Source organism: Alphaproteobacteria bacterium SS10 (assembly GCA_019192455.1).
GTDB lineage: Bacteria > Pseudomonadota > Alphaproteobacteria > TMED2 > TMED2 > TMED2.
The window spans coordinates 981,318-997,417 of sequence record JAHCML010000003.1 but is presented as its reverse complement, the minus strand read 5'-3'; the positions used below and the strand labels follow the sequence as shown (position 1 = coordinate 997,417).

General features: G+C 58.8%; 15 protein-coding genes. 8 read left to right on the top strand and 7 right to left on the bottom strand.

What is annotated here, in order from left to right; all coding sequences use genetic code 11:
• Positions 1-351 precede the first annotated feature (351 nt).
• On the top strand, positions 352-3,060 hold the full coding sequence (locus KI792_04975) for a ribonuclease E/G (protein ID MBV6632373.1): 2,709 nt from the start codon (positions 352-354) through the stop codon (positions 3,058-3,060).
• A 58-nt stretch (positions 3,061-3,118) separates the two neighbouring features.
• Here the strand turns inward: KI792_04975 and KI792_04970 are convergent, their stop codons facing one another.
• Together KI792_04970 and KI792_04965 are read right to left on the bottom strand one after the other, a co-directional pair.
• Positions 3,119-4,276, bottom strand: coding sequence for an aminotransferase class I/II-fold pyridoxal phosphate-dependent enzyme (locus KI792_04970; GenBank protein MBV6632372.1), 1,158 nt, complete (start codon positions 4,274-4,276; stop codon positions 3,119-3,121).
• A gap of 47 nt (positions 4,277-4,323) precedes the next feature.
• On the bottom strand, positions 4,324-5,712 hold the full coding sequence (locus KI792_04965) for a gamma-glutamyltransferase (protein ID MBV6632371.1): 1,389 nt from the start codon (positions 5,710-5,712) through the stop codon (positions 4,324-4,326).
• Positions 5,713-5,845: 133 nt separating this feature from the next.
• Between KI792_04965 and KI792_04960 the strand changes: the two genes are divergently transcribed.
• From KI792_04960 to aat, 6 genes are all read left to right on the top strand, one after another.
• Positions 5,846-7,150: a M48 family metalloprotease gene (locus tag KI792_04960; GenBank protein MBV6632370.1), complete on the top strand. Its 1,305-nt coding sequence runs from the start codon at positions 5,846-5,848 to the stop codon at positions 7,148-7,150.
• Positions 7,151-7,178: 28 nt separating this feature from the next.
• Positions 7,179-7,949: a thioredoxin domain-containing protein gene (locus KI792_04955; GenBank protein MBV6632369.1), complete on the top strand. Its 771-nt coding sequence runs from the start codon at positions 7,179-7,181 to the stop codon at positions 7,947-7,949.
• A gap of 135 nt (positions 7,950-8,084) precedes the next feature.
• Positions 8,085-8,525: a type II 3-dehydroquinate dehydratase gene (aroQ, locus tag KI792_04950; protein ID MBV6632368.1), complete on the top strand. Its 441-nt coding sequence runs from the start codon at positions 8,085-8,087 to the stop codon at positions 8,523-8,525.
• A gap of 32 nt (positions 8,526-8,557) precedes the next feature.
• The gene (accB, locus tag KI792_04945; protein MBV6632367.1) at positions 8,558-9,016 is read left to right on the top strand and encodes an acetyl-CoA carboxylase biotin carboxyl carrier protein; all 459 of its coding nucleotides are present in this window, start codon (positions 8,558-8,560) and stop codon (positions 9,014-9,016) included.
• Positions 9,017-9,038: 22 nt separating this feature from the next.
• Complete coding sequence (accC, locus tag KI792_04940) at positions 9,039-10,370, top strand: acetyl-CoA carboxylase biotin carboxylase subunit (GenBank protein MBV6632366.1); 1,332 nt, start codon at positions 9,039-9,041, stop codon at positions 10,368-10,370.
• 18 nt (positions 10,371-10,388) lie between these two features.
• A complete protein-coding gene (gene aat, locus KI792_04935) occupies positions 10,389-11,039 on the top strand; it encodes a leucyl/phenylalanyl-tRNA--protein transferase (GenBank protein MBV6632365.1) in 651 nt (216 codons plus the stop codon).
• Here aat and KI792_04930 read toward each other — a convergent pair.
• The 5 genes from KI792_04930 to dapA all read right to left on the bottom strand — a co-directional run bounded on the left by KI792_04930 (position 10,976) and on the right by dapA (position 13,823).
• Positions 10,976-11,386, bottom strand: a complete 411-nt coding sequence (locus KI792_04930; GenBank protein ID MBV6632364.1) for a DUF2155 domain-containing protein — start codon at positions 11,384-11,386, stop codon at positions 10,976-10,978. The two genes, aat and KI792_04930, sit on opposite strands and share 64 nt — an antisense overlap.
• Positions 11,387-11,448: 62 nt before the next feature.
• On the bottom strand, positions 11,449-11,898 hold the full coding sequence (gene mlaD, locus KI792_04925; protein MBV6632363.1) for an outer membrane lipid asymmetry maintenance protein MlaD: 450 nt from the start codon (positions 11,896-11,898) through the stop codon (positions 11,449-11,451).
• Between the two features lie 24 nt (positions 11,899-11,922).
• Positions 11,923-12,312 carry an NADH:ubiquinone oxidoreductase subunit NDUFA12 gene (locus KI792_04920; GenBank protein MBV6632362.1) on the bottom strand — a complete coding sequence of 130 codons (390 nt, stop codon included), beginning with the start codon at positions 12,310-12,312 and terminating at the stop codon, positions 11,923-11,925.
• Between the two features lie 132 nt (positions 12,313-12,444).
• Positions 12,445-12,924, bottom strand: coding sequence for an SsrA-binding protein SmpB (gene smpB, locus KI792_04915; GenBank protein ID MBV6632361.1), 480 nt, complete (start codon positions 12,922-12,924; stop codon positions 12,445-12,447).
• A 20-nt stretch (positions 12,925-12,944) separates the two neighbouring features.
• A complete protein-coding gene (gene dapA / locus KI792_04910) occupies positions 12,945-13,823 on the bottom strand; it encodes a 4-hydroxy-tetrahydrodipicolinate synthase (protein ID MBV6632360.1) in 879 nt (292 codons plus the stop codon).
• On the opposite strand from dapA, the gene KI792_04905 reads away from it, so the two are divergent.
• Positions 13,807-16,092: a lytic transglycosylase domain-containing protein gene (locus KI792_04905; GenBank protein ID MBV6632359.1), complete on the top strand. Its 2,286-nt coding sequence runs from the start codon at positions 13,807-13,809 to the stop codon at positions 16,090-16,092. The genes dapA and KI792_04905 overlap by 17 nt on opposite strands.
• Positions 16,093-16,100: the final 8 nt, after the last annotated feature.

Genomic DNA, 16,100 nt, shown 5'->3' with positions numbered 1-16,100 from the left:
TGCGATACTGCGCTGAGAGCCTGACAATTGATCGATAGCGACTGGCCCAATGCCAGCCGGTTATTGAAGCGAAGGTTAGATTGGCCGCGAATAAAGCGACCCCTACCGCATAGCTTCAGACCAACACACCAGAAGACCTGCATAACTTATTCGATGCCACGCGCGTTGTTATGATGGTTTTCAGGCCCATGCTGCCGACACCACATCGCCAAACACATAAACTGAATGCTCGCGCATTCGGCTCTGTGCTGCGCGTGGCCCATCCAGCTTTACTCCCACGCAACCCCTTTATCGGATCCGCCGCCGCCCAACGTCGCGAAGGGCTGGCCGCCGCGCCGCAGGAATACACGCATGACCAAACGCATGCTGATCGACGCCACCCAGGAAGAAGAAACCCGGGTAGCACTGGTCGATGGAAACAAGCTTGTTGAGTACGATTTCGAGGCCCAGTCTCGGCAACAGCTAAAAGGTAATATCTACCTCGCCCGGATTACCCGGGTTGAGCCATCGCTACAGGCCGCCTTCGTTGAATATGGCGGCAACCGCCATGGCTTTCTCGCCTTCTCTGAGATCCATCCGGATTACTACCGCATCCCAATCGCCGACCGCGAGGCTCTGCTCGATGATGAGGAGCTTGATGATGAGCTAGACGGCGAACCAGCCGAAATCATCATTGATGAGAGCGCGGAAGACAGCGATGCCGATGAAGCAGAGGCCGCTGACGACACCGCCGCAGAAGAAGCCGCGCCAGAAGAGGCTGAAGGCGATGATACCGTTGAGGCCAAAGCCCTCGACGTTGATACCGACGCCAATGACGTTGTTAGCGAAGAGGTCGACGCAGCAGAAACAGAGGAAGCTTCGGAAGACGACAGCGCCGGTGACGATGACGACGCTGAGGAAGACACCAGCGACGATGATCCTGAGATTAAAGATCGTGAGCAAAAGCGTCGCCGTACCCAGCGCCTCCTGAAGAAGTACAAGATCCAAGAGGTCGTTAAGCGTCGCCAGATCATGCTGGTTCAGGTTGCGAAGGAAGAGCGCGGCTCAAAGGGTGCCGCCTTGACCACCTACCTCTCCCTGGCTGGTCGCTATTGTGTCCTGATGCCAAACAGCCCGCGCGGCGGTGGCGTCAGCCGCAAGATCACCAACCATAAAGACCGCAAGCGGATGAAGGAGCTGATCAGCTCCCTCGACGTGCCAGAGGGCATGTCTGTCATCCTCCGCACCGCCGGTGTTGAGCGCACCAAGGCCGAGATCAAGCGTGACCTCGATTACCTGCTGCGCCAGTGGGATAACATCCGTGCCCTCACCCTTAAATCACAGGCCCCTGCCCTGATTTATGAGGAAGGCGATCTGATCAAACGCACCATGCGCGACATGTACACCCGCGACGTGGATGAGGTGCTGATCGCTGGCGAAGAAGGCCATAAGAGCGCGAAAGAGTTCATGAAGATGCTGATGCCGAGCCATGCGCGCCGCATCAAGCAATACAAAGAAGACGATCTGCCGATCTTCTCCCGCTATCAGGTGGAGAGCCAGATCAACGACATTCATGAGCCCGTTGTTCAGCTGAAGTCGGGTGGCTATCTGGTCATCAACCCGACCGAGGCACTGGTCTCCATCGATATCAACTCGGGCCGCGCCACCAAGGAACGGCATATCGAGGAAACGGCGCTTCGCACCAATCNGGAAGCGGCCGCCGAGATCGCCCGCCAGGTACGCCTGCGTGACCTCGCCGGGCTGGTCGTCATCGATTTCATCGACATGGAAGAGAACCGCAACAACAACGCGGTCGAGCGACGCCTCAAAGACTCCATGCGCGGTGATAGGGCGCGAATTCAACTGGGTCGGATTTCGAATTTCGGCCTGCTTGAGTTCTCACGCCAGCGTCTGCGCCCAAGCTTGATCGAAACCAGCTTTGAGCCCTGCATCTATAGCCAGGGTACCGGGTATCAACGGACGGTTGAGTCCTCTGCCCTGCAGGCGCTTCGCATGCTTCAGGAAGAGGCCATCCGCAATAAGGGTGAGACGCTTGAGGTAACGGTTGAGACCAAAGTGGCTCTCTACCTCCTCAACAACAAACGCCGTCAGCTGATCGATATTGAAGATCGCTATGGCATCACCGTTGTTGTTCTGGCCGACGACGCGCTGATCCGCCCTGAGTGCAAGATCGAGCGCGCGAAGAACACCGATGAAGGTCGGCGCCGCCATCAACCGGTATCGGCCTCCCGCTCAAACGCTGCCTTTGATGATGAGGCAGAGGATGATGATGGCGAAGACACCGGCCGCCGGGGTCGTGGCCGCCGCCGTGGCCGTGGCCGCGACAGAGATAGAGACCGTGATCGCGATGAAGATCGTCGCGAGACCAGTGATGAGGATGGTGAAGACGGTGGCCGTCGCCGCCGTCGCCGTCGTCGTCGCCGTGGCCGCCGCGATGATGCGGATACGGGTGATGTGGCGAATGAGAACACACGCCCAGATGGCGATGATGACGATGAGGATCGCAGCGACGCTGATGGCAATACCGGCGATAGCGATGCCCGTGACGATGAAACTCGTGATGATGACGACCGAGGCGGTCGACGCCGCCGTCGGGGTCGCCGTGGCGGCCGTCGTCGTGGTGGTCGTGGCCAATCAGATCGCGATGATGACGCCGTAGAGGGCGATGACGCTGCCGATGATGCGGTGGCGGCTGAAGCCGACGCCCCAGCCGAGCCTCAAGAAGCAGCAGAGGCTGTGAATGAGGACGCCGGCGAGGCCGTTGCGGAAGAGAAGCCAAAGCGCAGCCGCTCACGTCGCAAGCCAAAAGCTGAAAAGGCAGAGGCAGCCGCCGACGCACCAGCAGAAGAGGCTGTCAGCGAAGCTGCACCAGAGCCAGCGCCCGCCCCAGAAAAAGCGGAAGAGAAGCCAAAGCCAAAGCGCGCACCTAAAAAGCGTGAGCCAGGCCCAGGTGAGAACCTTGTTCTGGTCGGTGATGGTGGCGGTGAAGAAGCCAGCAAGGACGAAAAGCCACGTCGTGGCGGTTGGTGGCAGCGCATGATGTCGAACGAAGAGACCTAAGACATCACGTCAATGGGATTAGACAAAGGGCCAGGGGTAATCCTCTGGCCCTTTTGTTTTAGCGCTTTAGCCAGCCTTCAAGCCGATCACAGGCAGCGATCATATCGCTCTCCGGCCCCGCAAAGGATAGGCGAACATAGCGGTTGCCACGATCTGGATCGAAATCAACGCCGGGCGTCATGGCGACGCCAATCTCATTCAACATGGCAGAGCAGAAGGCCTGGCTGTCATTGGTGAAGCGGCTGACATCTAGATAGAAATAGAAGGCCCCTTCTGGCACCACAAACTGGTCGAGGCCAAGCTTTGGCAAACGCTCTAGCAGTAGGCGACGATTGGCCGAATAGGCGGCAACCCGGCCATCCAACTCGTCAAAATGCTCAAACACCTCCGTCGCGGCGTATTGCGACATCGCGGGCGCTGAAATGTAGAAAGATTGGGCGAGCTTCTCAATCGCAGGCGCCAAATCCTCCGGCATGATCATCCAACCGAGGCGCCATCCGCTCAACGCGAAGTATTTTGAGAAGCTGTTGATCACCACGGCGTTCTTGGTCGTCTCAAGAGCTGAGCTCGCAACACCGCCAAAGGTGATGCCGTGATAGATCTCGTCGGACACCAGCCGCACATGGTTCTGATCGCACCAGTTGATCAGTGCCTCAAACTCATGGGGCTTCAGCATGCCGCCGGTTGGGTTGGCGGGGCTGGCCAAGATCAGCCCAGCAACTGGGTTCTCGGCATGGGCCTTGGTCAGCATCTCAGGCGTTGGCTGGAACTGTGTTTCAGCTGTGCAAGGCAGCTCAACCGGCACCAACCCCAGGGCCAACAGGATGTTCCGATAGGCCGGGTAACATGGGGTTGCCAACGCCACCCGGTCACCGGCCTCAAAGGCCGCAAGGAATGACAGGATAAAAGCGGTTGAGGACCCAACGGTGATGGCAATACGCTCAACCGGCACATCAACGCCGTAACGCTCAGCATAGAGGCCGGCCACCCGCTCACGCAGGGGGCGAATGCCGAGCGCTTCGGTATAAGCGATGGGTTTCTCGCAGACCTGTTCGGCAAGCTTCTCCAACACTGCAGCAGGCGCGCCATCAAAGGGCTGACCAATCTCCAGGTGCAGCACATCCTTGCCGTCAGCCTCTAATGCTGTCGCTTCACGCAGGGTTTCCAGCGCAAGAAACATTGGCACATCGCCGCGATTAGCCACTTTCAGGGCCATGGGTCGCTCCGTCGGTCGGGTGTTGGAATGGGTGAAGGACTACCCCATCAGGGCGTAATCGCCAAGCCGCGCACCTGCGGGTCAATCGCCGCAGAGCAGCGCCGGTCACCATCATCATTGGCCCGGCCACAGCTGACCAGCGAGCGGCGCACACCGCCGCCCGCAGGCTGAGCAATGATCCGGCGTGCGTCACCAGCGGCGACGGCCTGCCCCTCAAACAGCTGCTGGGCGCCGGTCAGCATTGGCGTAGGCACGTCATCGGAGCCCGAGACCACACCAGCAAGGCGCAGCTCGCCAACATTCTCATTGGCGATCAAAACAGGGCCGATGAAACCATCACTTAGTGGTAGGTCCATTGCGACCGCGCGGGCGGGCCAGAGGGCGAAGGCACCTGTTGGCTCACCAATCCCGAAGGCCATGCCCTGGGTCAGGCCACAAGCCACGACGAAATCGCCACTGCCCTTCACGACCAGGCTGGTTGCCGGCGGTGCATCGCCATCGACAGCTGGCACGGGCTGGTTGCGGCCAATATTGGCCAGTGCCGCCACAACATCACTCTCAGCAATGCCCGGCGGCAAATACAACCGGTCTGTCCCGTTCAGGACGGCTAGATCACCCTGCCCGTCGATCTCAAGGATCTGCGGCGTGGTGCTGGCCCATGCCTCGGCATCCAGGCCAAGCTCACTGGCAACTTCACGCCCGGCGCGACCGCTGTAGAACACGCCGATACCATCCTGACGTAGCAGTGCCAGTGCACCGGCAGTTACGTCCCATGGAATGGCGCTACCAACTGGTAGATCACTCGAAACACCGGACCAAACCGGGTGTAGCGTGCTGTCTAGCCGGTCACTGAATGCTTCAAGATCATTGGCCAAACTACGGCTGATCTGGCCGTCAAAGCGGGCCAGCCGTTCAGCCGGGATAATCAGCTGTTCAAATCGCAGATTGCCGAACCGTGCATGCATGGCGAACAGGCCGCGCAGCATACCGGGGGAACCATACTCACTGCGGCTACCATCGGCGCGGGGCACTGGCAGCGGGCGGAAATCAATGCTGGTGACCTGACTATCATTGCCGTCATCGTCACCCGTGCTCGGGTCATGGACCAGGCATGAACCACCGCCCAGCAATCCAATCCGGCTTGGTAGCGTAACACTTAGGGTAAGCGCCATGGCGACGGCCGCATCAACTGGGTTGCCGCCCTGGGCCAGGATGTCCCGGCCAACCAAGGCTGCTTGTGGTTCGTCGGCGATGACGGCGGCTTGCGCGCTGGTGGTAAACTGGCTGATCTCTTCTTGGCTTGATCCACCACCGCAGGCGGCCAGTGAGATGGTGACCAACACGCTCGTGAAGACACGCCAGGCGACACCCTTGCCCTGGGGTGTTACAGCTTCTGGTGTTTGATCGGGGCGGTGATTAGTGTCGGTCGAAATCATAGAAGGTCGATTGGTCCACATGGCGCAAATGCCGTTTTCAGCTTCCAGAGTGCTGGCGCATGCCCTTGCCGCCCGGATAGCCCGGACCGCATTGGCGGCGTTGTTGATCCTCGCCTTGTCGATAATTGCGCCAATGGGTCAACGTCAAGCCAGCGCCCAGGGTTTGCAACTCCTTCGTGATAGTGAGGCCGAAACAGTTCTGCGCGATATGGCGGCGCCAATCTTCGTTGTTGCAGGCATTGGCCCCAATGCTGTCCGCATCTCCATCGTTGATGATGCGACCCTCAACGCCTTTGTTACCCAGGGCCTCAACATGTTCTTCCATAGTGGCCTGCTGCTTGAGGCAGGCGATGCGGAGGAAGTGGTCGGCGTCATGGCGCACGAAATTGGCCACATTGCGGGCGGGCACCTGATTAGACTTCGCGGCTCTGTTCGGAATGCTTCCCGGCTCGCGATTCTCACCCAAATTCTCGGCATCGCAGCGGCTGTTGGCACCGGGCGCGGCGATGTTGGCGCGGCGGTTATCACCGGGGGCCAACAACTGGCGACCAGATCAATTCTAAGCTTCAGCCGGGCGCAGGAATCATCCGCCGATGCGGCCGCCCTCACCTTCCTCAATCAGGCTGGCATGACGGCCCATGGCTTCCTCCGCTTTATGGAGACATTGGGTGAGCAAGACCTCCTGCCTGCCAACCGGCAGGTCCAGTATGCCCGGACCCACCCGCTGACCCGGGATCGCGTCTCCGCCATTCGCGCCGCGGTTGAGCAGGATGGCCGGGCCGAAATCGGCGTCTCCGGTGAGGTCCAAGAGCGTTTCCGGCGGGTCCAGGGCAAGCTTCTCGGCTATGTGCAGCCACGGGTGGCATTTCAGCGGCACCCGGCCAATGACCCCACAATCGCCGGGCAGTATGCGCGCAGCATCGCCCTCTGGCGCACCGGGGATATCGTTGGTGCCCTCTCAACCATCGAAGCTTTGATCGAGCAAGAGCCAGAGAATCCCTACTTCCACGAGCAGCACGGCCAAATCCTGTTTGAGAGTGGCCGGATCGATGAGGCGGTCGCTGCCTACCGCGTAGCAGCCGAGGCGCTGCCAAGCGCGCCACTAATCCAAACCGCCTACGCCCATAGCCTGATTGAGAGCCGGACAGAGGCCAATTTGATGCTGGCCGTCGATCGCCTACAGCTATCCTTGAGGCAGGAGGGCAATAGCCCGTTTGCACACCGGCTTATGGCCATCGCTTATGGTCGGTTGGGCCAGGACGGCCCTGCTCGCCTTCACCTGGCAGAGGAAGCCATGCTGCGCAGAGAGATACCTACCGCCAAGGGTCATTTGGAACGTGCCAAACAGACGATCCCAGCGGATGATGAACAGAATTTGATTCGTGCTCGTGATCTAGAAAATGCGATCACAGCACTGGAGGCGGAAAATGATGAATAACTACAAACATATATTTGCAGCCATAGCAGTGCTGGCTGTCATGGGCCTAGGCTGGTCGCTATTGCCGAAAACCAACCTGGCATCGGCACAAGACAGTGACGGCGCAGAGGCACTACCCGCCCTGACGGAAGAGCAGGTTGAGGGGATCGTTCGCGACTATCTACTCGAGAACCCAGAGATCATCGAACGGGCCATGGCCAACCTTCAGGCCAAGCGTGAGCGTGAAGCCGCCTTGCGCGCGCAGCAGGCCATCGTCGAACAGAGAGAGCTGTTATTTAACAATGCACTAGACCCCGTCGTTGGTAACCCCGAGGGCGATGTCGAGATGGTGCACTTCTTCGATTACCAATGCGGCTTCTGCAAAGGAATGGCCCAAGACTTGGCCAACACGCTGGAAGAGAGTGGCCGAGTTCGGGCCAAGTTTAAGGAATTCCCAATCCTTGGGCCCGAATCAGTGATCGCCTCTCGTGTTGCCATGGCCGCTGATCGGCAGGGCAAATACTGGGAAGTGCACCAAGCGCTGATGAATAATCGCGGCCGCCTCAGCGAACCATTGATCATGGCACTGGCACAGAACGCCGGTGTGGATATGGAGAAGCTGCGCGTTGATATGAACGACCCGATCATCCTGATCCATCTGCAGGAAAACCGCCGAATGGCAGAGCGTCTGGGCATTACCGGAACGCCAGGTTTCGTGATCGGCCAACAAATCTATCGCGGCTCAATGTCCCCAACCCGCCTGAATGAAGCGATTGATCTAGCGGCACCATCAGATCAAACCGACGATCAGCGCGGTTGATCGCCCCAAAAGCGTGCACAGCTTGCCCCGCTGATGGTTTGCGTGAGGCCTTAGGCTCGTGTATGCATCGCTGGTTGCGCTGTCGCCGTCGGGCGGCGTGCAAAACCAACCGTTCAAAACCGCGCTTCTATTCCCGTGACTTCCAATAAGACCGTTCTGATCCTGAACGGCCCCAACCTCAATTTGCTCGGCACTCGCGAACCAGAGATCTATGGCCGCGAGACACTTGCCGATGTGGAGAAGCGGTGCGAAGCCCAGGCGACCAGCCTTGGCCTAGCGATCGACTTCCGGCAAAGCAATGATGAGGGCGCGTTGGTTGACGCCATTCAGGAAGCGCGCGGTAAGCATGCTGGCATCATTCTTAATGCTGGCGCCTACACCCACACCTCCGTTGCCATTCACGACGCTTTGAAAGCCGTCGAGATCCCGGTCATCGAGGTGCATTTGAGCAATCCGTATACCCGTGAAGCTTTCCGCCACACATCCTATGTGGCACCGGCAGCAACGGGCAGTATTTGTGGCCTTGGTGCCCAAGGCTATGAGCTGGCGCTTACCGCGCTGGTCCAACTGATCTGAACAACACGTCTGATCAAGGGAGACGACGACAGATGAAGGGTTTCGAGCTGGATGAAGCGCTGCTTCGCCAACTGGCCGATGTCATGGAAGACACGGGCCTGACCGAGATCGAGATGGCTGACGGCGATCGCAGCCTACGCGTTGCCAAGCAAGCCGTGGCCGTAGCCGCTGCCCCAGTTGCGGCCGCCGCACCAGCGCCAGCCGCTGCTGCTGCACCTGCCGCACCAACTGGCGGTGATGCAGGCGGTGGTTATGATGGCGATGTCCAAAACTCACCCATGGTCGGCACCGCCTATCTGGCACCAGAGCCAGGCGCCCCGGCCTTTGTGAAGGTTGGCGATCAGGTTACCCCAGATAAGACCATCATGATCATCGAAGCGATGAAGGTGATGAACCCAATCCGCGCTGAAAAGGCCGGCACCGTGACTGAGATCATGGTGACCGACGGCCAGCCGGTTGAGTTCGGTGAGCCCCTATTGGTGATCAAGTAACGGATCGGCGGGCCAAAGCCTCATGTTCGATAAGATTCTCATAGCCAATCGCGGTGATATCGCCCTACGCGTCAATCGGGCGTGTAAAGAGATGGGCATCTCCACCGTTGCCGTGCACTCCACCGCTGACACCGACGCCATGCATGTGCGCCTGGCTGATGAGAGTGTGTGTATCGGCCCCCCTGCCCCTAAAGACAGCTATCTAAACGCCGCCGCGCTGATTTCAGCCGCCACGGTAACCGGTGCGGATGCAATTCACCCGGGCATTGGCTTTCTGTCTGAGAATGCTGACTTCGCCTCCATGGTTGAAGCGCATGGCATGACCTTTATCGGCCCAACGCCAGAGCACATCGCCAAGATGGGCGATAAGGCGGTCGCCAAATCCACCATGCAGGATTTAGGCGTACCGGTTGTCCCTGGGTCTGATGGCCCGGTTAAGGACGGGGCTGAGGCTCTCTCGGTCGCGAAGGAAATCGGCTTCCCGGTTCTAATTAAGGCGAAGGCCGGTGGCGGTGGTCGCGGCATGCAGGTCGCCAATAGCGCCGATGAGGTCGTAAACGCCTATAACCTCGCCAGTAAGGAGGCCGAAATGGCCTTCGGCAATGGTGAGTGTTACCTGGAGCGTTACCTGGGCCAACCTCGTCATATTGAGGTTCAGGTCTTTGGCGATGGCCAAGGCAACGCAGTGCATTTCGGTGAGCGGGATTGCTCTATCCAACGTCGCCACCAAAAGCTGATTGAAGAGACCCCCTCACCAGCCCTGAACGACCAGCAGCGCGCCCATATCGGCAAGGTGTCCACCGAAGCCGTGGCGCAGATGAACTACCGCGGCGCTGGCACGATTGAGTACCTGTTTGAGGATGGTGAGTTCTTCTTCATTGAGATGAACACCCGTCTGCAGGTTGAGCACACGATCAGCGAAATGGTGACCGGGATCGATCTGGTGCGCGAACAGATCCGCATCGCGGCTGGTGGTAAGCTTGGCTACACCCAAGACGAGGTTGTGTTCAACGGCCATTCAATCGAGTGCCGTATCAACGCCGAGAACCCCAAGACGTTCACACCCTCACCGGGCAAGATCGATGGCTTCCATCCACCTGGCGGCCTGGGTGTTCGGGTCGATAGCTCACTCTATGATGGCTATGTGATCCCACCGCATTACGACAGCCTGATCGCAAAGCTGATCGTCCATGGCTCCAGCCGGAACGAGTGCATGATGCGTATGCGCCGTGCCCTGGGTGAGTTTGTGATTGGCGGTGTTGAAACCACCATCCCACTGCATGCCTGGCTGGCTGATCAAACCGACTTCATCAACGGTGCCTATGACATTCGTTGGTTGGAGAAAAATCTCTAACCCTGTAGGCAAGTCAGCATGATTGAGCTGACCCCAGAAATCCTGCTTCGCGCCTATACCATCGGTATCTTCCCGATGGCTGAGAGCGCTGGCAGTGATGAGCTGTTTTGGCTCGACCCGGATATCCGGGGCATCCTGCCGCTTGATACGTTTTACATCCCCAGGCGGCTTCGCCGCACGGCCCGCCGCTCGCCGTTTAAGGTCACCATCGATCAGGCCTTTGGCGAGGTGCTAATCGGCTGCGCCAAACCCACCCCATCGCGCCCTAAGACCTGGATCAATGAGGGGATCCTCGATGCCTATACGGCGTTGTTTAATCGAGGTTTCGCCCATAGTGTTGAGGTCTGGGATGGCGAGAGGCTAGTTGGCGGCCTCTACGGTGTCTCAATCGGCGGGGCATTCTTTGGTGAGAGTATGTTCCAGACCGAAACCGATGCCAGCAAGATCGCCCTAATCCATCTGGTTGGTCGCTTAGTCTCCGCCGGATACCGGCTGCTGGACACCCAGTTTGTAACAGAGCATCTCAGCCAGTTTGGGGCGATTGAGATACCGCGATCCCAGTACAAAGCGCTATTGGCCTCCGCCCTGGATATCGATGCGGATTTCTATTCGCCTTCGGCCGAGGACGCCTTGGGCGCCATCTTACAATCGACGACCCAGACATCGTAGATCGGATGCTCCAAGGCCGACAGGCCTGGGCTTGAGGCGAACATCCAGCCGGAGAACATGGGCCGTGGCTCTCGCTCTGGCGGGGTGTCAATAATCTCGATAAAGGCAGCGGCCTCTGGGCGTTCGGTTGGCGGCGTCTTCTGACAAGTGCGCACCGTCACGGAAAGGGTACCAACCGACAGGATGTCATTAACCGGCACCTCAAGCGTTGAGGTGCGTGCGGTTACCTTATCGAGGGTCCTAAGCACCGCATGCTCATAAGCTTCAAAATTTGGTGCCTTTAGGTTCGGCGCGCTGGGCGCCAAAGGCTGGACAACATCAGCCGCGGATACCGCAGCCAATGGCATGCCTATCAAAGGGATTGCAGCGATAGCGGAATAGAAGCGGCGCACGGCCTTAAAACATCCGATCAGCCGCCATCACCGCCGGAGAACACAACCTGACCCAAAAGATCGGACAGGCTGGGCGATGACTGGGTGAAGGCGATTTTATCGCCATCGGTGAGCAGGTCTTCCTCAGCACCAGGTTCAAGCGCCACATACTGACCACCCAGCAGGCTCTCACTCTCGATCTTGGCGAGGGTGTCACTCGGCAGGGCAACCGACTCATCGATGCTGAGCGTGATGTCGGCCAGATAGGTTTGTTGGTTCAGCTCAAGCGACGCGACAGAGCCAATCTTAACCCCAGCGATCCGAACATCGCTGCCAACGGAAATGCCATCAATGCGGCTGAACTCCGCTGTCACGGCATAGCCTTCAACAGCACCGACGTTGGTGCGGCCAACGGCATAGTAGAGGAAGCCAACGGCGACGATGACGACCGCTAGGCCGACCAGGGTTTCAAAAACTTGGTTACGCATGGGTTCTTCTCAAAACGTCGCGGGTTACTCTGGGGTCCAGGCTTCGTAGTCGCCGGTCGCCTTATCACGCTTGCCGCCACTTAGTACATGGCCCGGTGGGCGATAAGCCTCATCCGACAGAGTTGGGTTTGGCCGGTGCGGTTGCTGCCAGTTTTTGGCAAATGGCTTGATCGACTCTTCCGGCGGGTCCTGCACCTGCCGATGCAGCCACGCATGCCAGCCCGGTGGTACTGAGGAGGCCTCCGGCTCGCCCTTATACATCACCCAGCGTCGCTCCATCCCATGGGCGCCATTGGTTTTTGAGCGGTAATAGCGATTGCCGAACTCATCCTCGCCAACCTTCTGACCACCACGCCAGGTCATCAGCAACATGCTGGCAGTTGAGAGCACACCTGCAAGGGACAGCAATTTCATCGATAGAAGCTCGCCAAAACTGGGGTGTAAATCGGCGATCGCGAACGATCACCATGCATCATTAAGCGGCGCGGAATATGGCATTTTTTCGGATTGCCGGTCTAGCGCCGATCACGGGATTGTCCCAAACTATCAAGAGTTTTCCCTTAACAACCGCGACTTCTGGCGCTGCCAATCACGCTCTTTGATCGTCTCACGCTTATCGTGCTGCTTCTTACCGCGGGCAACGCCGATCTCTAGCTTCGCCATACCGCGTGGATTGAAGTAGAGCGAAATCGGGACGAGGGTTACCCCCCGCTCTCGTGTTCGGCCGATTAGGTTGTTCAGCTGCTTCTTCGATACCAACAGCTTTCGCGGCCGGGTCGACTCATGGTTCTGGGATTTATGCGCGTGAGTATATTCAGGGATATAGCCGTTGATTAGGTACAGCTCCCCCTCCTCCACCGAGGCATAGCTCTCATTAATCGAGGCCCGACCAAAGCGAAGCGACTTCACCTCAGTGCCGGTCAGCATTATGCCGGCCTCTAAGGTCTCATCGATAAAGTAATCAAAGCGGGCACGGCGGTTTTGCGCCACCACCTTGCGCTTCAACGCACTGCTTTCCTTCGCCATAACCCGATCGGCAAGCCGCCCTAGTTAATCAGCTGCGCGTGGCGCATGGCGTCTTCCACCTTGGCCTTGGTTTCATCGCTGATTGGCGCCAATGGCAGACGGCAGAAGTCGCTGCACTTACCCAGAAGCTTCGCAGCGTATTTGACCGGGCCAGGGCTCGTTTCGGTGAACAGCGCCTCATGCAGCGGTGCCAGGCGGTCACGGATGTCCACCATGGTCGAAATATTGCCAGCAGCCCAGGCAGCATGCATCTCAGCACAGGCCCGAGGCGCCACATTGGCGGTCACCGAAATGCAGCCATGGCCACCCTGGGCCAAAAATGCTGTCGCCGTCGCATCTTCACCGGACAACTGGTTGAAAAAGCGATCAATTTTCAGGCGTGTCTCAAGTGGGCGAGCCAGATCATTGGTCGCATCCTTCACCCCCTGAATGCGTGGCAGCTCAGCCAGCCGGGCCATGGTGTCGACGGTCATATCGATCACTGAACGGCCAGGGATATTGTAGATGATGATCGGCAAACCACAGGCGTCGTGGATCGCCTTGAAATGCGCAAAAAGCCCAGCCTGGGTGGGCTTGTTGTAGTATGGTGTCACGATCAGCAGAGCGTCCGCACCGGCCTGCTCAGCATGTTTCGAAAAACGAATGGCTTCAGCCGTGGAATTCGACCCCGCACCGGCAATAACAGGCACCCGACCATTGGCTGCCTCAACGCACAACTCAACGACCCGCTCGTGCTCTTCATGGCCAAGCGTGGGTGATTCACCCGTGGTGCCGCATGGCACAACACCATTTGACCCTTCTTTGATTTGCCAATCGACAAAAGATTGGAAACCATCAGCGTCCAACTCGTTCTCTTCGGTGAACGGGGTAATCAATGCGGGGATGGAACCGGTAAACATGGCGGCGATCCTTAAGGCCTCTTTCGCGAACAACGCCTGGCTATCGATGGCCAAGCGCTGCGTGGCGCGCACCTTAGTGCCGTCCCCCCTATTCAGCAAGCCGATCAGCGCTGCAGTTAGTGCATTTGCCTTAACACTGTTTATCAGCGCCCCAGCATTGGCCAATGTTCCTGTGCCTGGCGAGAAGCCAAGTTTCGGTACCAGTGCGCTCAGCACCCCCTCGGCTAAACCACCCCATGCCCGCTGGGTCGGCCCACCGCTGCCGCTACCAAAGCCAGGGGCCTCATCGGGTCGTGCCACCATCACGGGCCAGGCGGATACCCTGCTTGGCTTGATGCTGCCGAAATTGAGCTCTGAGGATCGACGGGTCTATCGGGCCGCCTTCAAAGCCTTAGACCGGGAACGCTGGGATGAGGCGTATCGTTTGGCGCAGCAGGCCAATAATGGCGATGTGGCCAAGCTGATTAACTGGCTGCGCCTAACCAAGGCCGATAGCCGTTCCAAACGCTTTGCAGATATTGAACGGTTCTTAGATCAGCATCGCGACTGGCCGGGCCAGCGCAGCCTACGCCGCGCCGCTGAAACAACCCTGCCCGATGGCTTCAGCAATGATCAGATCATCGCGTGGTTCCGGGCAAACCCGCCGCAGACTCTAGATGGCACCCGCCGCTATGCCGATGCGCTGCTGGACAAGAACCTCAAAGACGAGGCGCGCACAACCATCCGCCAGCGCTGGATTGATGGGCCCGTGCCAACCAGCCAGCAACGTAGCTACCTCAAAAGCTATGGCGCCCATTTGACCAAGGCTGATCATACGGCCCGTGGTGACCGCCTAATCTGGGCCGGGCATTACGAAGCTGCATCGGCCATGCTTCGCTACCTGCCGCGGGAAGAGCAGCTGTTACAAACGGCCCGCCTGCGTCTGGCAGAACAGAGCCCAGGTGTCGATGCCGCCATAAACCGGGTGCCAAGCCACCTGCGCAATGACCCCGGCCTGATGTTTGAACGGGCACGCTGGCGACGTAAGCGTGATTTGAACGACGGCGCGGCTGAGCTTCTGACCCTTGCTGCTGAAAGCGTTCCTGGTCGGGATGATAAGCCCCAGGTCGTTTGGTGGGCCGAACGGGATATTATGGCGCGCCGCATGCTCGACGCTGGCGTTCCGGGCATGGCTTACAAGATCGCTGCCGATCATGAGTTTGAGCCAGGGTTGGAGTTTGCCAATCTTGAGTGGCTATCCGGTTGGATTGCCCTCCGCCTGCTTGAAAAGCCATCTTTGGCCGCCGCGCATTTCAAGCGCCTCTATGACAATGTTCAAACACCGATCAGCAAAGCCCGTGGCAGCTATTGGGCCGGCCGGGCTGCTGAGGCCTCCCTCGACGCCAATGGTGCGTTTGAGTGGTATGCGATTGCCTCTGGCTTCAACACGACCTTCTACGGCCAACTGGCCGCGAACCGGCTGCAGCGATTGAATGGTCAGACGACGCCAGCGGTCCTAGATCTCCGTGAGGAGCCACAGGTTGATCGTGAGCGGCGTCAGGCTTTTAGCCGGAATGAATTTGTCCGCCTCGTCAGCGCACTCGACCAGATTGGCGATAATGCGTCGAGCCAGGTGCCGATCTTCATGTCGATGCTGCGCAAGACGGCTGCCGATGAATCCGATTACCGGATGATCGGTGAGCTTGCCATGGCGCTGAAGCGGCCAAGCGAGGCCATCAAAACCGCCAAAGAAGCAGCGAAGGATGGCTATCAGCTGGCTGAACTTGGCTATCCAACCCTGGACTTCCGCACCGAGCCAATTGTGGAAACGCCACTAATCCACGCCATCATCCGGCAGGAGAGTGGATTTAACCCCCTCGCCCGCAGCCGCGTTGGCGCCCTGGGGCTGATGCAGTTGATGCCAGCCACCGCACAGCAAGTGGCCCGTGAGTCTGGCCGCCCGCATAACACCACTTGGCTGCTGACCCGCCCCGACCACAACGTGCTGATGGGCATGATCTATCTGAACGGTCTGATCGAGCGGTTTGACGGATCCTACGTCCTCGCCGTTGCCGCCTATAACGCTGGCCCCACTCGGGTTGATGAGTGGATTGAGAGCTATGGCGATCCACGGCTTCGCGCGGTCGATGTCCTCGATTGGATTGAGCGCCTGCCCTATCGCGAGACACGCAACTACGTGCAGCGCGTGTTAGAGGCGACCCAGGTTTACCGGGCCCGGATGGGCGGCGGTAAAGGCTACGTTACCATCGACAACGATCTGTTGCGTTAGTCGGTCGG